The organism is Fumia xinanensis (genome assembly GCF_014384905.1).
In the GTDB taxonomy this organism is placed as follows: domain Bacteria; phylum Bacillota; class Clostridia; order Oscillospirales; family Ruminococcaceae; genus Fumia; species Fumia xinanensis.
The window spans coordinates 523,643-542,316 of record NZ_JACRSV010000002.1; the positions used below are offsets into that span (position 1 = coordinate 523,643).

General features: G+C 53.0%; 22 protein-coding genes. 13 read left to right on the plus strand and 9 right to left on the minus strand.

Annotated features, from left to right (window positions below; translation table 11 throughout):
* Window positions 1-204: 204 nt before the first annotated feature.
* From H8710_RS08940 to H8710_RS08970, 7 genes are all read left to right on the plus strand, one after another.
* Entirely contained in the window at window positions 205-603 is a 399-nt protein-coding gene (locus H8710_RS08940) for a plasmid mobilization protein (RefSeq protein ID WP_002569238.1), read from the plus strand.
* Window positions 575-2,197 carry a relaxase/mobilization nuclease domain-containing protein gene (locus tag H8710_RS08945; protein ID WP_002569237.1) on the plus strand — a complete coding sequence of 541 codons (1,623 nt, stop codon included), beginning with the start codon at window positions 575-577 and terminating at the stop codon, window positions 2,195-2,197. The genes H8710_RS08940 and H8710_RS08945 overlap by 29 nt, the downstream gene beginning before the upstream one ends.
* A gap of 185 nt (window positions 2,198-2,382) precedes the next feature.
* Complete coding sequence (locus H8710_RS08950) at window positions 2,383-2,595, plus strand: hypothetical protein (protein ID WP_002569236.1); 213 nt, start codon at window positions 2,383-2,385, stop codon at window positions 2,593-2,595.
* Window positions 2,585-3,334: a phage replisome organizer N-terminal domain-containing protein gene (locus tag H8710_RS08955; protein WP_002569235.1), complete on the plus strand. Its 750-nt coding sequence runs from the start codon at window positions 2,585-2,587 to the stop codon at window positions 3,332-3,334. Before H8710_RS08950 ends, H8710_RS08955 begins: the two co-directional genes overlap by 11 nt.
* Window positions 3,331-4,185 (plus strand): ATP-binding protein, encoded by an 855-nt coding sequence (locus H8710_RS08960; protein ID WP_118583123.1) that lies wholly within the window; start codon window positions 3,331-3,333, stop codon window positions 4,183-4,185. The genes H8710_RS08955 and H8710_RS08960 overlap by 4 nt, the downstream gene beginning before the upstream one ends.
* The gene (locus H8710_RS08965) at window positions 4,182-4,370 is read left to right on the plus strand and encodes a transposon-encoded TnpW family protein (protein WP_002569233.1); all 189 of its coding nucleotides are present in this window, start codon (window positions 4,182-4,184) and stop codon (window positions 4,368-4,370) included. The genes H8710_RS08960 and H8710_RS08965 overlap by 4 nt, the downstream gene beginning before the upstream one ends.
* Window positions 4,371-4,481: 111 nt before the next feature.
* The gene (locus tag H8710_RS08970; protein WP_118584236.1) at window positions 4,482-6,092 is read left to right on the plus strand and encodes a recombinase family protein; all 1,611 of its coding nucleotides are present in this window, start codon (window positions 4,482-4,484) and stop codon (window positions 6,090-6,092) included.
* Window positions 6,093-6,233: 141 nt separating this feature from the next.
* Here H8710_RS08970 and spoIIID read toward each other — a convergent pair whose 3' ends face one another.
* The 3 genes from spoIIID to thpR all read right to left on the minus strand — a co-directional run bounded on the left by spoIIID (window position 6,234) and on the right by thpR (window position 8,175).
* Window positions 6,234-6,500 carry a sporulation transcriptional regulator SpoIIID gene (gene spoIIID / locus H8710_RS08975; protein ID WP_249295172.1) on the minus strand — a complete coding sequence of 89 codons (267 nt, stop codon included), beginning with the start codon at window positions 6,498-6,500 and terminating at the stop codon, window positions 6,234-6,236.
* A 141-nt stretch (window positions 6,501-6,641) separates the two neighbouring features.
* On the minus strand, window positions 6,642-7,409 hold the full coding sequence (locus H8710_RS08980; RefSeq protein WP_249295173.1) for a PspC-like choline-binding domain-containing protein: 768 nt from the start codon (window positions 7,407-7,409) through the stop codon (window positions 6,642-6,644).
* Between the two features lie 238 nt (window positions 7,410-7,647).
* Window positions 7,648-8,175, minus strand: coding sequence for an RNA 2',3'-cyclic phosphodiesterase (gene thpR, locus H8710_RS08985; RefSeq protein WP_249295174.1), 528 nt, complete (start codon window positions 8,173-8,175; stop codon window positions 7,648-7,650).
* Window positions 8,176-8,289: 114 nt separating this feature from the next.
* Here thpR and H8710_RS08990 point away from each other — a divergent pair, with 114 nt between their 5' ends.
* The 5 genes from H8710_RS08990 to H8710_RS09005 all read left to right on the plus strand — a co-directional run bounded on the left by H8710_RS08990 (window position 8,290) and on the right by H8710_RS09005 (window position 11,721).
* Complete coding sequence (locus H8710_RS08990; RefSeq protein WP_249295175.1) at window positions 8,290-8,661, plus strand: iron chaperone; 372 nt, start codon at window positions 8,290-8,292, stop codon at window positions 8,659-8,661.
* A 176-nt stretch (window positions 8,662-8,837) separates the two neighbouring features.
* Window positions 8,838-9,164 (plus strand): MGMT family protein, encoded by a 327-nt coding sequence (locus H8710_RS08995; RefSeq protein WP_249295176.1) that lies wholly within the window; start codon window positions 8,838-8,840, stop codon window positions 9,162-9,164.
* 93 nt (window positions 9,165-9,257) lie between these two features.
* Window positions 9,258-9,383 carry a hypothetical protein gene (locus H8710_RS13385; RefSeq protein ID WP_283242824.1) on the plus strand — a complete coding sequence of 42 codons (126 nt, stop codon included), beginning with the start codon at window positions 9,258-9,260 and terminating at the stop codon, window positions 9,381-9,383.
* Window positions 9,384-9,661: 278 nt separating this feature from the next.
* Complete coding sequence (locus tag H8710_RS09000) at window positions 9,662-10,402, plus strand: ThuA domain-containing protein (protein WP_249295177.1); 741 nt, start codon at window positions 9,662-9,664, stop codon at window positions 10,400-10,402.
* 188 nt (window positions 10,403-10,590) lie between these two features.
* Window positions 10,591-11,721 carry a hypothetical protein gene (locus tag H8710_RS09005; protein ID WP_249295178.1) on the plus strand — a complete coding sequence of 377 codons (1,131 nt, stop codon included), beginning with the start codon at window positions 10,591-10,593 and terminating at the stop codon, window positions 11,719-11,721.
* A gap of 139 nt (window positions 11,722-11,860) precedes the next feature.
* Here the strand turns inward: H8710_RS09005 and H8710_RS09010 are convergent, their stop codons facing one another.
* From H8710_RS09010 to H8710_RS09025, 4 genes are all read right to left on the minus strand, one after another.
* A complete protein-coding gene (locus H8710_RS09010) occupies window positions 11,861-12,433 on the minus strand; it encodes a GNAT family N-acetyltransferase (RefSeq protein ID WP_249295179.1) in 573 nt (190 codons plus the stop codon).
* 39 nt (window positions 12,434-12,472) lie between these two features.
* Window positions 12,473-13,033, minus strand: coding sequence for a hypothetical protein (locus H8710_RS09015; protein WP_249295180.1), 561 nt, complete (start codon window positions 13,031-13,033; stop codon window positions 12,473-12,475).
* 161 nt (window positions 13,034-13,194) lie between these two features.
* Window positions 13,195-15,960, minus strand: a complete 2,766-nt coding sequence (gene secA, locus H8710_RS09020; RefSeq protein ID WP_249295181.1) for a preprotein translocase subunit SecA — start codon at window positions 15,958-15,960, stop codon at window positions 13,195-13,197.
* A gap of 235 nt (window positions 15,961-16,195) precedes the next feature.
* Window positions 16,196-17,002, minus strand: coding sequence for an amidohydrolase family protein (locus tag H8710_RS09025; protein WP_249295182.1), 807 nt, complete (start codon window positions 17,000-17,002; stop codon window positions 16,196-16,198).
* Between H8710_RS09025 and H8710_RS09030 the strand changes: the two genes are divergently transcribed.
* Window positions 16,979-17,269 carry a hypothetical protein gene (locus tag H8710_RS09030; RefSeq protein ID WP_249295183.1) on the plus strand — a complete coding sequence of 97 codons (291 nt, stop codon included), beginning with the start codon at window positions 16,979-16,981 and terminating at the stop codon, window positions 17,267-17,269. The genes H8710_RS09025 and H8710_RS09030 overlap by 24 nt on opposite strands.
* A gap of 52 nt (window positions 17,270-17,321) precedes the next feature.
* Here H8710_RS09030 and upp read toward each other — a convergent pair whose 3' ends face one another.
* Both upp and rpiB read right to left on the minus strand, forming a co-directional pair.
* Window positions 17,322-17,948 (minus strand): uracil phosphoribosyltransferase, encoded by a 627-nt coding sequence (upp, locus tag H8710_RS09035; protein WP_249295184.1) that lies wholly within the window; start codon window positions 17,946-17,948, stop codon window positions 17,322-17,324.
* Between the two features lie 230 nt (window positions 17,949-18,178).
* Window positions 18,179-18,613, minus strand: a complete 435-nt coding sequence (rpiB, locus tag H8710_RS09040) for a ribose 5-phosphate isomerase B (protein WP_283242853.1) — start codon at window positions 18,611-18,613, stop codon at window positions 18,179-18,181.
* Window positions 18,614-18,674 lie beyond the last annotated feature (61 nt).

Genomic DNA, 18,674 nt, shown 5'->3' on the forward strand with positions numbered 1-18,674 from the left:
AGTACCAAAATTCGCTTATCGCTCATTTTGCCCCTGCGGGAATCTTGTTGGGGAGTGCCTTCCCCAAACCCTGCTTATGCGGCTTACGCCGCTGGAAAATCCCTCAAAATAATTTTTCGGATTTTTCAAAAACAGTTCCGCTTTACACCCTGTTTTTCTCCTATTAGTGAGAGGACACCACGCACAGCCGAAGGAGGTTTTACCATGCGAAAACGATATAACACGCCGCACCGCAGCCGGGTAGTCAAGACACGCATGACCGAGGAAGAATACGCCGAGTTTGCGGAAAGGCTTTCTGCTTACAACATGAGCCAAGCCGAGTTTATCCGGCAAGCCATAACCGGGGCAGCCATACGCCCCATCATAACCGTTTCCCCCGTCAATGACGAGTTGCTTGCCGCTGTCGGGAAGCTGACCGCCGAATACGGCAGGATCGGCGGCAACTTAAACCAGATAGCCCGGACGCTGAACGAGTGGCACAGCCCCTACCCGCAGCTTGCCGGGGAGGTACGGGCGGCGGTTTCCGACCTTGCTGCCCTAAAGTTTGAAGTCTTGCAGAAAGTGGGTGACGCTGTTGGCAACATTCAAACATATCAGCTCTAAAAATGCGGACTATGGCGCAGCGGAAGCCTATCTCACATTTGAGCATGACGAGTTTACCATGAAGCCCACCCTTGATGAAAACGGGCGGCTGATACCGAGGGAGGATTACCGCATTTCTTCCCTCAACTGTGGGGGCGAGGATTTCGCTGTTGCCTGTATGCGGGCTAATCTCCGCTATGAGAAAAACCAAAAACGGGAAGATGTGAAAAGCCACCACTATATCATCAGCTTTGACCCACGGGACGGGACAGACAACGGCTTGACCGTAGACCGGGCGCAGGAGCTGGGCGAGCAGTTCTGTAAAGAGCATTTCCCCGGACACCAAGCCTTAGTCTGCACCCACCCGGACGGGCATAACCACAGCGGCAATATCCATGTGCATATCGTCATCAACTCCCTGCGGATTTATGAAGTCCCGCTTCTGCCCTACATGGACAGACCAGCCGACACACGGGAGGGCTGCAAGCACCGCTGCACCAACGCCGCTATGGAATATTTCAAGAGTGAAGTCATGGAGATGTGCCACCGGGAGGGGCTTTACCAAATCGACCTCCTAAGCGGCAGCAAGGAACGGATAACCGAACGGGAATACTGGGCGGCAAAGAAAGGACAGCTTGCCCTTGATAAAGAGAACGCTGTCAGAGAAGCCGCAGGACAGCCGACCAAGCCCACCAAGTTTGAAACGGACAAGGCGAAGCTGCGCCGGACGATACGGCAGGCACTTTCCCAAGCTGGCAGCTTTGACGAATTTTCTTCCCTTTTGCTGCGGGAGGGTGTGACCGTCAAGGAGAGCCGGGGGCGGCTTTCCTACCTCACGCCGGACAGGACAAAGCCTATCACAGCCCGGAAGCTGGGGGACGATTTTGACAAGGCTGCTGTCCTTGTCCTGCTTACGCAGAACGCCCACAGAGCCGCCGAACAGAGCAAAGCCATACTCGAATACCCTGCCGCGGTTAAAAAGCTGTCACAAGGGGAAAAAACCACAAAAACCACCCCGGCAGACAACACCTTGCAGCGCATGGTTGACCGGGAAGCCAAGCGAGCCGAGGGCAAGGGCGTGGGCTATGACCGCTGGGCGGCAAAGCACAACCTAAAGCAAATGGCAGCTACCGTTACCGCCTATCAGCAGTACGGCTTTTCTTCCCCGGAGGAACTGGACGAAGCCTGTTCTGCCGCCTATACCGCCATGCGGGAAAGCCTTACAGAGCTGAAGCAGATGGAAAAGACGCTGAACGGGAAAAAGGAGCTGCAACGGCAGGTGCTTGCCTATTCCAAGACCCGCCCTGTCCGGGACGGGCTGAAACAGCAGAAAAACGCCAAAGCAAAAGCAGCCTACCGTCAGAAGTACGAAAGCGACTTTATCATAGCAGACGCAGCCGCCCGCTATTTCAGGGAAAACGGCATTTCCAAGCTGCCGAGCTATAAAGCCCTGCAAGCAGAGATTGAAACCCTTATCCAAGAGAAAAACAGCGGCTACAACGATTACCGGGCAAAACGGGAGGAATACCGCCGCTTACAGACTGTCAAGGGCAATATCGACCAGATTTTACACCGGGAGCGCAAGCCTGTGAAAAGGCAGGAACAGGAACGATAAAAACCGCCCCAAAATGTACCCGAACCTATACAGAACAAGGGGGCTGCCCCGTACCCTATCCGCAAATACCAAAGGATTTTTTAACGGGCTTATAGGGCAGAAAAAACCCGAAAATGATACCGAGATGATACAGAATTACCGCCGATACCGCCACACCAGCGGAAACGGCAGAAAGGAGTGCACCCATGCCAAGAATGAGCAAGAAACGGCGGCTGGAATGGTCTTTTTTCCTGCGGCAAGTGAAAGTCGGGAATTCCACCTGCGATCGTATCACATACAATGACCTCTGCCGGGGCTGTACCCATAGCTGCAAGCAGAGCTTCCGGGCGGTTATCATACTCTGCCCCCACTACTACTCCAAACGCCGGAAAAAGGAGGACAGGGACAATGGCAGATAACCGCAAGTATTACTACCTCAAGCTGAAAGAGAACTTTTTTGACAGCGACTCCATTGTGCTGCTGGAAGATATGAAAGACGGGATTTTATACTCCAATATCCTCTTGAAGCTGTACTTAAAATCGCTGAAAAACGGCGGGAAATTGCAGCTTGACGAGCATATCCCCTACACAGCGCAGATGATAGCGACACTGACCCGCCACCAGATAGGGACGGTTGAGAGGGCTTTAGAGATTTTCCGGCAGTTGGGGCTTGTGGAGCAGCTTGACAGCGGGGCTTTCTATATGACCGACATTGAGCTGATGATAGGACAGTCCTCTACCGAAGCCGAGCGGAAACGGGCTGCAAGACTGGAAAACAAGGCACTTTTACCGCCCCGGACAAAAGGCGGACATTTGTCCGACATTCGTCCACCAGAGATAGAGATAGAGTTAGAGAAAGAGATAGAGATAGAAAAAGAGAGAGAGGGAGAAACGGGACACCCCGCCCCCGCCGCTTATGGCAGATACAACAATGTGATACTGACCGATACAGAGCTTTCCGGGCTAAAAACAGAGTTGCCCGACAAGTGGGAGTATTATATTGACCGGCTTTCCTGCCATATCGCTTCCACCGGGAAACAGTACCACAGCCATGCAGCCACCATTTACAAGTGGGCGCAGGAGGACGCTGCCAAAGGCAAGGCTGCCCCGAAACAGGGCATACCCGATTATTCATGCAAGGAGGGCGAGAGCTTATGAAAAACGGAATTGAAGCTATGATTACGGACATTACAACCACTACCGCCGAAGCGGAGGACTACACAGGCGAGGACGGGCTTTTATACTGCGGCAAGTGCCATACGCCCAAAGAAGCCTACTTTGCAGAGGGAAAGACTTGTTTCGGGCGTGACCGCCACCCAACAGACTGCGACTGCCAGCGGGCAGCCCGTGAAAAGCAGCAAGCCGCCGAAAGCAGACAGAAGCACCTTGAAAAAGTGGAGGACTTGAAACGCCGGGGCTTTACCGACCCCGCTATGCGGAACTGGACATTTGAGCATGACAACGGCAGAAACCCGCAGACCGAAACCGCCCGCTTTTATGTTGAGAGCTGGGAAACCATGCAGGCTGAAAATATCGGCTACCTGTTCTGGGGCGGCGTGGGGACAGGAAAAAGCTACCTTGCCGCCTGTATCGCCAACGCCCTTATGGAAAAAGAGGTTGCCGTCTGCATGACAAACTTTGCAACAATACTCAATGACCTTGCCGCCAGCTTTGAGGGCAGGAATGAGTATATTTCCCGCCTTTGCAGCTACCCCCTGCTGATACTTGATGATTTCGGTATGGAGCGAGGGACAGAATACGGGCTGGAACAGGTTTATAGCGTGATTGACAGCCGTTACCGAAGCGGCAAGCCGCTGATCGCCACGACCAACCTCACGCTGGAGGAATTGCAGCACCCGCAGGACACGCCCCACGCCCGTATCTATGACAGGCTGACTTCCATGTGCGCCCCCGTCCGCTTCACGGGTAGCAACTTCCGAAAGGAAACCGCACAGGAAAAGCTGGAACGATTAAAGCAACTGATGAAGCAGCGAAAGGAGAGCCTATGACAGAAACCAAACAGACAAGCACCACCAAAACAGACCGCCGCCCGGACTGTGTAACGGAAATCCGCATGGGCAACTCCGTCCTTACCGTTTCCGGCTTCTTCAAGCAGGGCGCAACCGACACCGCAGCCGACAAGATGATGAAAGTGCTGGAAGCGGAAGCTGCTACACAAAAAACGGCGATTTGACCGACCATAAAGAAGCAGATTTGACGCTTTTGCTGCTATACAGACAGCCGCCCCATGTGGTACAATCAAGGTACGGAATAGTGGGGCTGGCTGTCGGAAACGGAGGATTTTATGTTAAGACAGACCAACCAACAACCAATTACCGCCCTTTACCCAAGACTTTCCCATGAGGACGAGCTGCAAGGCGAGAGCAATTCCATTTCCAATCAGAAGCGTATCCTTGAAACCTATGCAAAGCAGAACGGCTTTTCCAATCTGCGCTGGTACACGGACGACGGTTATTCTGGTGCGAACTTTCAAAGACCCGGTTTTCAAGCCATGCTTGCGGACATTGAAGCCGGAAAAGTCGGGACAGTTATCGTAAAGGATATGTCGAGGTTAGGGCGAAACTACCTGCAAGTGGGAATGTACACGGAAATGATTTTCCCACAGAAAGGTGTCCGCTTCATCGCTATCAATGACGGAGTGGACAGCGCACAGGGCGACAATGACTTTGCCCCGCTGCGGAATATCTTTAACGAATGGCTGGTGAGAGATACGAGCAAGAAAATCAAAGCAGTAAAACGCTCAAAAGGCATGAATGGCAAGCCCATCACAAGCAAGCCTGTGTATGGCTACCTCATGGACGAGGATGAAAATTTCATTATTGACGAGGAAGCTGCACCCGTAGTCAAGCAGATATACAACCTCTGTCTTGCCGGGAATGGTCCGACCAAGATAGCCCGTATGCTCACAGAGCAGCAAATCCCCACGCCGGGAACGCTTGAATACCGCAGGACGGGCAGCACCCGCCGCTACCACCCCGGCTATGAGTGCAAGTGGGCGACCAATACCGTAGTGCATATCCTTGAAAACCGGGAATACACAGGCTGTCTGGTAAATTTCAAGACAGAAAAACTTTCTTACAAAGTCAAGCACAGTGTAGAAAATCCCCCGGAAAAGCAAGTGATTTTCGAGAACCACCACGAGCCTATCATAGACACCCAAACATGGGAACGGGTGCAGGAGCTTCGCAAACAGCGCAAACGCCCAAACCGCTATGATGAAGTGGGTTTGTTCTCCGGCATACTGTTCTGTGCGGACTGCGGCAGTGTGATGTATCAGCAGCGATACCAGACGGACAAGCGCAAGCAGGACTGTTATATCTGCGGCAACTACAAGAAACGCACCCATGACTGTACGGCGCACTTTATCCGCACCGACCTCTTGACTGCTGGTGTACTCTCCAATCTGCGGAAAGTGACCAGCTATGCGGCAAAGCATGAAGCCCGGTTTATGAAGCTCTTGATTGAGCAGAACGAGGACGGGGGTAAGCGCAGGAACGCCGCCAAGAAAAAGGAACTGGAAGCCGCCGAGAAACGCATAGCCGAGTTATCCGCTATCTTCAAGCGGCTGTATGAGGACAGCGTGACCGGGCGCATATCAGACGAGCGTTTCACAGAGCTGTCGGCAGACTATGAAGCAGAGCAACGGGAACTGAAAGAAAAAGCCGCCGCTATCCAAGCGGAGCTTTCCAAAGCACAGGAAGCCACCGTGAACGCAGAAAAGTTTATGAATGTTGTCCGGCGGCATACCAGCTTTGAAGAACTTACCCCTACTCTGCTGCGGGAGTTTGTAGAGAAAATCGTTGTGCATGAGTGCAGCTATGACGAGAACAAGACCCGCAGACAGGACATTGAGATTTATTATTCTTTTGTTGGCAAGGTGGACTTGCCCGAATAACCGCCCGACCTATCCGACACAATGCGCAAGTGCCGGATAGGAACGGCAAAATTTTTTACACTTCTATTACTTCTTTATCGCACATCAGTAAAAACACACGGATTCCCGCGTTTTTTCGCTCAAGGCGCCTTTTTGTTCGGTTTAAGCGTGCTGGAGCTCCCGTTCGGCTTCGTATTTGTGCTTGGTGGCTAGCCCCCCGCGGATGTGCCGTTCCTGTTTGTTCACGTCCAGGACTTTCCGCACTTGCTTATACAGCTGGGGATTCACCTTTTTCAGGCGCTCGGTCAAATCTTTATGTACCGTCGATTTGGAAATCCCGAATATTTTGGCGGTCGCCCGCACCGTCGAATTGTGTTCGATGATATATTCGGCTAGTTGTACGCTTCTGTCCCACGCATTGCCATTCAAAGTCAGCACCTTCTTATTTGTGATTACTTTGGTAATGTATATGCGGGGGAAGGGACGGATATGTAACGAATTTATGACGGAATTTTTGCCTGCTGTGAAAAAAGGGATGCTCTTAGACGAGCATCCCTTTGGCGGCTTGGTTTACTTGACCCAGACGCCGGAGCCGTTGACCCAGCAGCCGTCCGGGGTGTAGCGGTTTTTGTACATGGCGCCGTCGGAACCAACGTAGTACCATTTGTTGTACCACTCGATCCATTTGGATTTGGCCATGGTGCCGTCAGCCTGCATAAAATACCACTTATTTCCGCTTTGGAGCCAGCATTTGACTGCGCCCGCGCCGTAGGAATTGAGATAATACCAGTTGCCGTTGGCGTAATGCCATTTGTCGTGGAGGCGGACGCCGTTTTGATTAAAGTAGTAAGCCTTGCCGTCGATGTAGTTAAGACCGGTCATCCGGACGCCGTTTTCATCCACGCGGTAGTAATCGTTATAGTATTTGACCCACTGGTCGTAGAGCACTTTGCCCTCGTAGTTTACAAAGTACCACTTGCCGTCCCGTTTCAGCCAGGTTTTGACGGCACCTGCGCCGTAAGAGTTTAAGTAGTACCAGTCTCCGTCGGCGTATTTCCAAGTGTCGTGAAGGCGGGCGCCGGTGTAGTCGTCAAAGTAGTAGGCTTTGTCGTCGATGTAGCGCAGGCCGGTGAGTTTTTCGCCTTTGTAATAATAGTAGTAGTTGTCGCCCCGTTTTTTCCAGCCGTCCCCGGGACGGGCGTTGTCGGAAACGATGCTGGAGTCATAGCTGTAGCCGTCCTCCCGGTAACTCCACGCCGAAGCGGCGGTGGTGAACAGCAAACAGGCAGTCAAGGCGACGCAGAGCAGTGATGCCAGCCGTTTTGTAATTTTTTTCATGGAAAATTCCTCCCATCAGTAAAAATATGTTTATTTTTAGGGGCAAAGTGTTCCGCGGGTCACCCGCCCTTCTAATGGTAATACTTTTTTACTCTGGAAAAAGTTTCCTCATATCATAAAAAATTTTTGTTCACAAAGATTTTCCCTTTCAAGGCAGCAAAAAGGTCCATATCGTGCGGCAATGCGTACCATATGGACCTGAATTTTTAGTGCCCGGCCGTCAAAGACCATTTGGATATCATATTTTTTCCGTTGGGCAGCCTTCGGAAAGCGGACGTTCGTAAATCGCGGTGTAGACAAGGCGGCCGCCCAGCCTCTCGGATTTCATGAGGGAGATTTTGTCTACTGTCATGGATGCGGAGGGGATGGTGAGGAGAATTTTGTCTTTGGGGACGATCTGCCGCCCTAGGGTGATGTGGGGCTGGAACGGGCGGGATTCAATAGAGAAGCCCGCTTGCCGGAGGGCCGCTTGGAGCTGAGCGGCGAGGCGGGAGAGGGCGGGATTTCCTTCGATTCCCGCCCACCACAGATTCCCGAACCGGCCGGAGCCTCCCACGGTGAGAGAAAAGGGGGAGGCTTCCACAGAGTCCATGGCGCGGCGGACGGCGCCGGTCCTGCCGGTTTCGCCGATAAAGGCGAGGGTGAGGTGAAGGTTTTTGGAATCGGTAAAATTGCCGGAAAGGCTTTGGGTGCTAAGGGCGGCGATGCTTTCCAGAAGAAGGGCGCGGATTTCATCGGAAAAACGGACGGCGATAAATAGGCGCATGGCGGGTTCCTTTCTGACTGATATTTTGTTGTTCAGGAGGAAAATCACTGCAATGGAGTGATAAAAGTGCCGGAAGCACAAATACTGGATACAAAACCGGTTGGAGGGAATGGGATGGAAATTTTTCAGGGATATTTGGATAAAATCGAAAATGAGGAGCACCGGAACAGGGTGCAAACCGTGCTTTTATGGGTGGGGGAGCGGTTTCCGGAACTTTCGCCCAAGTTGGCGTGGAACCAGCCCATGTTTACCCATCACGGGACCTACATTATCGGTTTCAGTACGGCAAAAAATCACATGGCCGTCGCGCCGGAGCGGGCGGGAATCCTGCGCTTTTGCGGGGAAATGGCAGAGGCCGGGTACGAGTACAGCAAACAGCTCATGCGGATCAAGTGGAGTGAACCGGTGGATTATTCTCTGCTGGAGCGAATGATCCGGTTTAACATAGAGGACAAGGCGGACTGCAGGTCGTTTTGGCGGAAATGATTCTTGGCATTACACTTTGTCGAGAGGTTTTGGCTGGAGCGGGCGGGCTGCTTATCATTATCATACCAAAAAACCGGTGAAAATCCAATTGATATCATGGGGGAATTGATTTTTCAGCCGGTTTGTATTAGAATAGCTTCAACAGGACTGGACAGTTTGCAGAAGGGGGCAGGGTCATGGCGTTTCGAGACAAGGTGTATCACATAGTGGAGCAGATTCCAAAGGGGAAGGTGGCCACATACGGACAGGTCGCCTATCTCTGCGGCAAGCCGCGGGCGGCACGGGCAGTGGGGAACGCCCTTCACGAAAATCCCTTCGAAGGACAGGTGCCCTGCCACCGGGTGGTGAACGCAAAGGGAGAGTTGAGCGGGGCGTTCGCCTTCGGGGGACGGAACCGCCAGCGGGAGCTGTTGCAGGCGGAGGGAGTCGAGTTTCTCGCAAGCGGGGCGGTGGATTTAAAGCGGTGTATCTGGCGTCTGGAGGAAGCTCTTTGGGTTGAGTGAAAATGTGCTTTTCGGGGAAAGGCGCGGCGTTTTTGAAGGCGGGATCGGTTGACGGCTGCCTCGGTGCATCCGGCAGTGGAAAGGCATTTTGGGATGGAGCCGAAGACCCGCAGCTTTGGCATCTGCGGCGGTGTAACGGAAGAGCAGAAACGGTTCCAGGGCGGAGAAATCTGTTTTCGGATACGATTTGAGCCTTGCAGCTTTGGCAAGTCCCTGTGATTTATTGAGACTTCCCAAAAGCAGAGCAGATATTTTTACAATTAAGCAAAATAAATTTTTCTTCCCCCCTTGCAATTTGATTTTTTTGCAGTATAATAAAAGGGAAAAGAAAATGTAATGGTTTACATTTTTTTAACAAACCGGCTTTTTATTGTTAACGGACCCCCCAGTGAAGAGCCGGACGCTGTTTGGATCGGCAGTTTTGGGGATTGGAAGGCAACCCAGCAAAAAATAGGGCCTGCGTCAAGGGCAGGCAAAACCGAAAGGATTGAATACCGATGAAAAAAATCAATGTGACCATTTGGAACGAATTTGTCCACGAGAAAACCAACGAAATCGTCCAGAAAATTTACCCCGATGGCATCCACAAATGCCTGGGCGAATTTTTGGGCAGGGAAGAGGATATGGAAATTCGGTACGCCACACTGGATATGCCGGAACACGGCCTCAGCCAAGAGGTCTTAAACGCCACCGATGTACTCATCTGGTGGGGGCATATGCACCATGACGATGTGAGCGACGAAGTGGTCGACCGGGTGTATGAGCGGGTGCAGGACGGCATGGGGCTTGTTTTGCTCCACTCGGCCCACGCGTCGAAGATTTTCCGCAAGCTCTGCGGTACGCCGACCCACATGCTCAAATGGGGCGATGAGATGAAAGAAATCCTCTGGGCGGTCGATCGGAGCCATCCCATCTTGGAGGGACTCCCGGATGAAAAAATCGTATTGGAGGAAGAAGAAATCTACGGCGAGCCCTTCTCGATTCCAACTCCCGACGAGTTGGTGTTTATCAGCTGGTTTGAATGCGGCGCGGTGTTTAGAAGCGGCTGCTGCTACCGCCGGGGCAAGGGCAAAATCTTTTATTTCCAGCCCGGACACGAGACGGTACCCACTTATCACCAGAAACCCATCCAGCAGGTCATCACAAACGCCGTCCGCTGGGCAAAGCCGGTGTGTGTCCCCGAGGTTGTACAGGGGCATTACGAACCGGATCATTGGGTGATCCCCAAGAAAAAATAATTTTAAATGATCAAAACGCGCTGCCGTTAGAACAACGGCGGCGCGTTTTTCATGATACCAAATACTACTTTTGCCTTGTAAAGGTGTCTGATGGAAAAGAGGTGCTCCGCATCGCTTCACTACTTGACATTTTTCTTATAATAAAGTACCTTTAACATATTAAAAAGACATTGACGGGAAAGGATTTTATGAAAAAGTTACCTTTAAAAGTAGATGCGATGATTATGTCAGAGTGCTGGACCTATTACAAAATGGCTATTATTGAAACCTCGCCATACAAATATCCTTGGCTGGCTTCCCATTTTAGGGCCTTTTCCTATCATGACCTGTCCGTCATGCTTGGGGAAAACGGGCATATGCACCCATTGCAGTATTTTGAAGACATTCTGTCGATTCAGGAAATTCCAATTGGAACGGTGAATAATGGCAGCTTGATTGAGACGTTAACAGGTGAAATCAGCCAGGGTAATTATCTCGTTATTGAGTGCAATTTTCCAAAGCTGTTTTCTGATGATCCAGAATGTTTTCACATCCATGAAGTGTTTCTATTTGGATTTGATGAGGAAAAGCAAGTTTTTTACAGCACTTTGCTGCAAAGTTCCGGCAGGTTTCAGGAAGCAGAAATTCCCTTTGCACGTCTGCGGGAAGCGTTTTCGGATATTTCCTGCTTTTATGGTGATCACCCTGAAATCATGTCGGAGCGCCGCTGCTTTTATTACAGTATCTCACGCATTCGTCTCAGGGAACAATACAATAATGATAATAGCCTTTATTTGTTGCTTGAAAAAATCCAGGATGAGCTTCGGGGCTCCATGCACAGGACACTTATTTATGATAAAAATGGGCAGCTTCCCGATGCTTCTTCCTTGATTTACAGCAAAGAAGGAAAAGTATCTGTAACAGGGGAATATTTTACAGGTCTTGCCTGTCTTTTGATGATGCGGGAGGACATCAAAAGGCTGCTGGAAATGGATACAATTCCGCAGGAGCTCATGGAACGTACAACTTCTTCCCTTATGAAGCTGCACGAACATCAAAGCATCATTCACTTATCGCTCAAATGGTTTTTAGACGAAATATCTACAGACAATCCGCAGCTGCGGGCCCTTGTGGAGTGGTACGGAAATTGCTGCGGAAACATGAATATGATGTACTTGATGGCGTTAAAGTTTGAAATGACGCAAAAACGGGAACTGCTTGAAAGGATACAAGAGAAGCTGCTGGCTTTATATAAAGAAGAGCATGATTGCCTGACGCAATTTGAAACGATTGCCCGGAAGGAATACTATGAATATCTCCGGCGGCAATTAAAGTCCTGATTATTTGCGTCGTTTGTTCCCCGCAGACAGGCTTTCGGGCCGATAGAGATCGGGGAAAAATCTGTCTTGCAACAAGCAAAGCCGCTTTGAAACGGAATGCGCTGTTTCCGCCCATTTTTAGAGCGAAAGTCCTTTTCACTCATTTCTCCGTTGTTTTTTCATCCCGGAGGAGGATGTAATTCATATCTTCAAAGGTTTTGTCCAGCAGTTTGGCGTAGAATTCGCCGTTTTTCACATAGGTGAAGCCGCATTTCTCGATGACCCGCTTTGACTGGCCATTTTCGGTGAAGTGGCCGACGGTGAGGGCGTCCAGACCCAGCTGTTCAAAGCAGAAATGGATGACGGCGGTGACCGCTTCCGGCATGAGCCCCCGGCCCCAGTAGTCTTTTGAAAGGACATAACCCACTTCTTTCACCTTGAGGTCGCTGTACCGAGGGTCGCTGTCGGCCCAGGAAGGGTGGAGGCCCAGTGAGCCGATGACCTTTCCATTTTCCCGGTAAACCAGGGCGAAAATATTTTTTTCCTCCAGCCAGGAGGTGAGAATTTGACGAGAGGCTTCAATGGACTCGTGGTGGGGCCAGCCCGCCATTTCGCCCACGCCGGGGACGGAAGCGTATTCATATAAATCCGAAAGGTCGGATTCCTGCCAGGGGCGGAGGGTCAGGCGCAGGGTTTCAAGGGTGGCGTTCGAGAGGTCGACGGTGATGTCCATTTTAGTTCCTCCTGTCTGTTCAAATTGGTTTTCACGGGGCTATTCGGCCGTGGGGAAGCCCTTATAAGGTTCGGTGTGGGAGATGACGATGTCGGTGCCGGGAACGCTGATGTCTTCGCCGTTGAGCGCAAAATAAATGTCCAGAGAGGCGGGGGCGCCAAGCTCCGGGTTGACAAAATTCTGCTGAAGGGTGCGCTGGACAGAATCGAGAACCATCTGAATCAGCTCGGTGTTGTCATAGACAAAAAATTCTTTCACCTGGGGGTCGGGAGGCCCGACGACGAGGGCGGAGGTGTCGGCGAAAGAGACGGTCATGCCGCCTTTTCCGGTGGTGATTTCGTCCGACAGATCAAGGTTCCAGCCGGTGAAGGCGGTGATGGATGAGAGAAGGGATTTGGGGGTCAATTCTCCTCCCAACGCAATGGGAAATTCCTGAAAATTGTCGTTCATGCCGATGTAAACGGTGGCGGGGGTGAGTTCCGGCTGGGAGACGCTGGGGGAAGAGGCATCAGGTGGATTTTTGGAGCCGGAATTGGCGCATCCAGTCAGTGCCAGGGTCAAGGCCAGAGTTACAGCGGCGGCGGTCAAAAGTTTTCTCATAAAATGTCCTCCTGAAAATGTCCCGGCAGATTTCACGCCAGGGGATTTTTTTACCATAGCACAGATTTGGGCAAAATGCAAGAAAAACAAAAGAACCAGGGCGATTCGCTCCGGTTCTTTGGGTTTATCCATATTACTTAAGAGGGTTTCGATTACCTCAATTACTGCTCATGGGGTTCGGTGACTTCCTCGTTTGCGCCGCAGCACTTTTTGTACTTTTTGCCGCTGCCACATGGGCAGGGGTCGTTGCGGCCGACTTTCTTCACATGGACAGGCTCCTTGCGGATGGAGCGGTCGCTGTCACCGTGGACGGCGACGGTGGGTTTTGCCACCTGCTCCCGCTTGGGCTCTTCCTGGGTGCGGATCTGGATGGTCAGGAGCATACGGACGGTGTCCTCGCGGATGGAGGCGACCATGGCATCGAACATCTCGAAGCCTTCCATACGGTACTCAACTACCGGGTCGCGCTGGCCGTAGGAGCGTAGGTAGATGCCCTTTTTGAGCTCATCCATGTTGTCGATGTGGTCCATCCAATAGCGGTCGACGTTTTTGAGGAGGATGACCCGCTCGACTTCCCGCATCATTTCTTCACCAAAGAGTTTGTCCTTCTCGGCGTAGATGTCCAGAGCCTTGTTCACAAGCCCGTCGATAATGTCTTTTTTCTCCACCAGGGCAAGCTCGTTGAGATCCTTGTAACGAAGGTCCTCTTCGGTGGTCAAAAAGCCCATGAAGTGGTCGCGGAGGCCGTCGATATTCCAGTTGTCGTGGATTTCGGTGTCGGGCAGGTAGGTGTTGACCGTTTCGGTGATATTGTCGCGGATCATATCGAGGATGGACTCGTGGATGTCCTCGCCGTCCAGGACTTTGGAGCGCTGGGCGTAGATGATCTCACGCTGTTTATTCATGACGTCGTCGAAGTTTAAGACGTTGCGGCGGATGCCGAAGTTGCGGCCTTCCACCTTCTTCTGAGCCGATTCGATGGAGTTTGTGAGCATCTTCATCTGGATGGGTTCAGTTTCATCGATTTTCAGGGTTTCCATCAGGTTCTGAACTCGCTCGCCGCCGAAGAGGCGCATGATGTCGTCCTCCAGCGAGAGGAAGAACCGGCTTTCACCGGGGTCTCCCTGACGGCCAGCACGGCCGCGGAGCTGGTTGTCGATACGGCGGGACTCGTGGCGCTCGGTGCCCAGGATAAAGAGGCCGCCAGCCGCGCGGACTTCCTCCGCCTCAGCTTTAATCTGTTCTTTGTGTTTTGCTTCCAGTTCCTGGAAGGTCTTGCGGGCATTGAGGATTTCCTCGTCGTCGGTCTCGCCGTAGCCGGTGGCCTCGACGATCATTTCCTCTTCAAAGCCCATTTTGCGCATTTCGTTTTTGGCCAGGTACTCGGCGTTTCCGCCCAGCATGATATCAGTTCCGCGGCCCGCCATGTTGGTGGCGATGGTGACGGCGTCCTTTTTACCGGCCTGTGCGACGATTTCCGCCTCTTTTTCGTGATATTTTGCGTTTAAGACCTCGTGTTTGATGCCGCGTTTTTTCAGCATCTTGCTCAAAAGCTCCGACTTGTCGATGGTGACGGTGCCCACAAGGACCGGCTGGTGACGCTCGTGACACTCGACGATCTGGTCGATGACAGCGGTATATTTGCCCCGCTCGTTTTTGAACACCACGTCGTCGTGGTCGACGCGCTGGACAGGCTTGTTGGTGGGGATTTCGATGACGTCCAGCTTATAAATCTCCCGGAATTCCGATTCCTCGGTCATAGCGGTACCGGTCATACCGGAGAGCTTTTTGTAAAGCCTAAACAGGTTCTGGAAGGTGATGGTGGCTAAAGTTTTGGACTCACGTGCAACCTTGACGCCCTCTTTTGCCTCGATGGCCTGGTGGAGGCCCTCGTTGTAGCGGCGGCCCATCATCAGACGTCCGGTGAACTCATCGACGATGATGACTTCGCCGTCCTTGACCACATAATCCTGTTCGTTGTGCATAATGCCGTGGGCCTTGATGGCCTGATTGATGTGGTGTAGGAGGGTCAGGTTTTCGGAATCCATCAGGTTTTCCACGTTGAAATACTGCTCGGCCTTTTTGACGCCGGAGGGGGTCAGCGTGGCGGTTTTGGCCTTTTCGTCGACGATGTAGTCGCCGTCGATGCCGTCGTTGTCCACTTTGTCGTCCAGCTCGACGACTTTATGCATTTTGAGGGTCCGGGCGAACATGTCGGCAAGCTGATAAAGCTCGGTGGACTGGTCGCCCTGGCCGGAAATGATGAGGGGGGTACGGGCTTCGTCAATCAGGATGGAGTCCACCTCGTCGACGACGGCGAAGTTAAAGGGCCGCTGAACCCGCTGGTTTTTATAGATGACCATGTTGTCGCGGAGATAGTCAAAGCCGATTTCATTGTTGGTGCCGTAGGTCACGTCGCAGGCGTAGGCTTTGCGGCGTTCGTCGTTGTCCATATCGTGGATAATGAGGCCGACGGTGAGGCCCAGGTATTTATACACCTTGCCCATCCACTCGGAGTCACGCTTTGCCAGGTAGTCGTTGACGGTGACGATGTGGACGCCTTCGCCGGAAAGGGCGTTTAAGTAGGCGGGGAGGGTGGACACCAGGGTTTTTCCTTCACCGGTGCGCATCTCGGCAATACGGCCCTGGTGGAGCACGATGCCGCCGATGATCTGTACCGGGAAGTGGCGCATATTGAGGACGCGGGCCGCCGCCTCGCGGCAGGTGGCGAATGCGTCGGGGAGGATGTCGTCCAAAGTTTCCCCGTTGGCCAGACGGCCTTTGAGCTTGGCGGTCATACCGCGGAGTTCCGCCTCGCTCATGGCTTTATACTTGTCCTCCAGCGCGAGAACCTGGTTTTTTATCGGTTCGATTCGTTTCAGCTCTCTTTTGGAGTAAGAACCGAACAAGGTTTTAATCAGTCCCAAAGTTTAAGTCCTTCCTTTCGGTAGCCTGTCCACCCAGTGAATAGGCTCTGTATTGGGCAGCCACCCTCCGCCGGAACGCAAAAAACGCTTTCGGGAGCCGGATACCCTGCATAAAGTCCGCAGGGGAATTTTTCCGATAGAAATTTGCCCGGCGAACATAACGCTCACGCAACATTATACCTGACGGGAGCGCATTTATCAAGGGGTAATTTGTGAATATTTCACATTGATTGACCTATTTTAAAAGCTCCAGCGCGTTTCCTGCAAAAATCCGGTCTTTTTGCGCCGAAGTGAGGGGAAGCGCGTCGATATACCGGGCCCCTTCTTCGGGGGAACCCCAGGGGCAGTCGCTGCCGAAGAGGATATGTTCGGCGCCGTGGTTTTGGATGATGCGCAAAGCCTGTTCCGGGGGCATGTGGGCGGGGGCCAGGGAGGTGTCGAAAAAGACGCCGGTTCCCACGAGGAGCTCCTCCACTTGGTCCCAGCGGGCAAAGCCGCCCATGTGGGCCAGCACCATTTTGAGCCGGGGGAACTGTTTGTGGATTTCCAGAGCCTTTTTGGGGAACACCCGGGTCACGTCGGGAGAAACGGGGTCGAAGCCCGCGTGAAAAACGCAGAACATGTCCCACTGGGAGCAGAGGTCATAGGCCTCCAGGAGGGTTTTGTCGTCCATTTCCACACCTTGATAGTCGGGATGGAGCTTCAGGCCAGGGAGACCCAGTTCTTTGACGCGCTGGAGCTCCTCCAAAGCGTCAGCAGCGGCGGCGTGGACGCTGCCCAACGCTCGGCAGACATAGTTGCTGCCGTCCGCCGATTCCTTGTCGATAGAGGCGGCGAAGTTGTTGACGTTTGTTTGCTGCTTGGGGGCGGTGGCGATGTTGAGGGCGAGAAATCGGTCCACGCCCCAGGCCCGCATCTTTTCCCGGGTGTCGTCGAAGGTGCCGTCGGTTAGGGGCGTTTGCCCACAGATGGAGGCAAGGTGGGGGATGGCTTTTTCCGCTACCTTGGGCGGGAAACAATGGGTGTGAAAGTCGATGAGCATTGGTATCAAAGTCCTTTTCTTGCAGACGGCTGCGCCGCGGAGCGGGTCGCCGGCGGGCGGCTGACCCTACAAAGAACCGGGCGTCCCAACCGGGACCGTGGAATTTTTGAGCGGCCTGCTTTTTTTGAAGTAATAGGATGGCAATTGCGAAAGGGGCGAATCCGTCCTTGTGACGGGATTGGATGTCTGCGGGCGGCTGATAGCGGCCCCTACAGCGTCATAAAAATTTCATCGGGGAGAAATCCCTTGCGCAAGTACCGGTTTTAAAAGCGGAAGGAGTCCATCCGCAAAAAAACGGATGAACCCCTTGGGAGCGTATTTACTTGGTGCCGAAAATGCGGTCGCCGGCGTCGCCGAGACCGGGCACGATGTATTTGTGTTCGTTGAGCTTTTCATCCAGGTTGGCGCAGTAGACCTGTACGTCGGGATGGGCTTCGGTGAGGGCTTTGAGGCCCTCGGGAGCGGCGATAACGCAGAGGAACTTGATGTGTTTGACGCCCTTGTCCTTGAGCATCTGGATGGCGTCCACAGCGCTGCCGCCGGTGGCGAGCATGGGGTCTAAAACGTAAACTTCCCGGCTCACGATGTCCATGGGGAGCTTGCAATAGTACTCGTGGGGCTCAAAGGTCTCGGGGTCCCGGTAGAGGCCGATGTGGCCTACTTTCGCGGCGGGGACCAAAGCTAGCATCCCCTCCACCATGCCCAGTCCCGCCCGGAGGATGGGGACAAAGGCCATTTTGCGTCCGCTGATCACCTTGGTTTTCGCCATGGCGACGGGGGTCTCGATCTCGACTTCCTTTAAGGGAAGGTCACGGGTGGCTTCGTAGCACATGAGCATGGCGATTTCGGAAATCAGCTCCCGAAACTCCTTGGAGCCGGTGTTTTTGTCGCGCAAGAGGGAAATCTTGTGCTGGATGAGGGGGTGGTCCATAATCATGGGATTCATAGTATCAAGTTCCTTTCCTGAGGGTTTTCCCGCAGGGGAAAACCGTTTTTTTACATACACAAACCCTCCTGTAGGAGGGGAATTTGACCCTAAAATAAATTGGAGGTGAAGGGTTGCCGGCATTTTTCCAAAAATGCCGGCGAAAGCATCCGGTGTTCACCGGGCGTTTCCCCTGGCCCCGCAAACTGACTGCCGCGCAGATCGCGCGCCGGAATGACGGGGGGAGGGCTCTACTTTTCCAGGGCGTGGATTTTGGCGATGCGGCCTTGGTGCCGTCCGCCTTCAAAGGGGGTGTCCAAAAACAGGTCCACAAGCTCGATGGCAAGCCCTGGGCCCACCACCCGTCCGCCCAGGCAGAGGGCGTTCGCGTCGTTGTGGAGCCGGGTGTATTTGGCCGAAAAGCAGTCGGAGCAGCAGGCGGCCCGGATGCCTTTGATCTTGTTGGCGGCCATGGAGATGCCGATGCCGGTTCCGCAGAAGAGGAGGGCTTTTTCGCATTCGCCGCCCACGACCGCGTCGCAGGCCAGCTTTGCCATGTCGGGGTAGTCCACCGACGCTTCGGAAAAGCAGCCGTAGTCCTTAAAGGGGATGTTTCGCTGGGTGAGGTGCTGTTTGACGGTTTCTTTGAGGGCGTATCCGCCGTGGTCAGAAGCTAATGCGATCATCATATTCTCCTTTTTGCCGCTTGGAAGCGGCGTTTTTTTGATTTTATGTCAGGTTTCGCCA

Coding starts and splice junctions, on each gene's coding strand:
- H8710_RS08950 (WP_002569236.1), top strand. CDS start 2,383: ATGCCAAGAATGAGCAAGAAACGGCGGCTGGAATGGTCTTTTTTCCTG.
- H8710_RS08965 (WP_002569233.1), top strand. CDS start 4,182: ATGACAGAAACCAAACAGACAAGCACCACCAAAACAGACCGCCGCCCG.
- thpR (WP_249295174.1), bottom strand. CDS start 8,175: ATGCGCCTATTTATCGCCGTCCGTTTTTCCGATGAAATCCGCGCCCTT.
- H8710_RS09015 (WP_249295180.1), bottom strand. CDS start 13,033: ATGAGAAAACTTTTGACCGCCGCCGCTGTAACTCTGGCCTTGACCCTG.
- H8710_RS08980 (WP_249295173.1), bottom strand. CDS start 7,409: ATGAAAAAAATTACAAAACGGCTGGCATCACTGCTCTGCGTCGCCTTG.
- H8710_RS08990 (WP_249295175.1), top strand. CDS start 8,290: ATGGAAATTTTTCAGGGATATTTGGATAAAATCGAAAATGAGGAGCAC.
- H8710_RS09030 (WP_249295183.1), top strand. CDS start 16,979: ATGGGTGTGAAAGTCGATGAGCATTGGTATCAAAGTCCTTTTCTTGCA.
- H8710_RS08940 (WP_002569238.1), top strand. CDS start 205: ATGCGAAAACGATATAACACGCCGCACCGCAGCCGGGTAGTCAAGACA.
- upp (WP_249295184.1), bottom strand. CDS start 17,948: ATGAATCCCATGATTATGGACCACCCCCTCATCCAGCACAAGATTTCC.
- H8710_RS13385 (WP_283242824.1), top strand. CDS start 9,258: ATGGAGCCGAAGACCCGCAGCTTTGGCATCTGCGGCGGTGTAACGGAA.
- H8710_RS09025 (WP_249295182.1), bottom strand. CDS start 17,002: ATGCTCATCGACTTTCACACCCATTGTTTCCCGCCCAAGGTAGCGGAA.
- H8710_RS09005 (WP_249295178.1), top strand. CDS start 10,591: ATGAAAAAGTTACCTTTAAAAGTAGATGCGATGATTATGTCAGAGTGC.
- rpiB (WP_283242853.1), bottom strand. CDS start 18,613: ATGATCGCATTAGCTTCTGACCACGGCGGATACGCCCTCAAAGAAACC.
- H8710_RS08970 (WP_118584236.1), top strand. CDS start 4,482: ATGTTAAGACAGACCAACCAACAACCAATTACCGCCCTTTACCCAAGA.
- H8710_RS08960 (WP_118583123.1), top strand. CDS start 3,331: ATGAAAAACGGAATTGAAGCTATGATTACGGACATTACAACCACTACC.
- H8710_RS09000 (WP_249295177.1), top strand. CDS start 9,662: ATGAAAAAAATCAATGTGACCATTTGGAACGAATTTGTCCACGAGAAA.
- H8710_RS08995 (WP_249295176.1), top strand. CDS start 8,838: ATGGCGTTTCGAGACAAGGTGTATCACATAGTGGAGCAGATTCCAAAG.
- H8710_RS09010 (WP_249295179.1), bottom strand. CDS start 12,433: ATGGACATCACCGTCGACCTCTCGAACGCCACCCTTGAAACCCTGCGC.
- H8710_RS08955 (WP_002569235.1), top strand. CDS start 2,585: ATGGCAGATAACCGCAAGTATTACTACCTCAAGCTGAAAGAGAACTTT.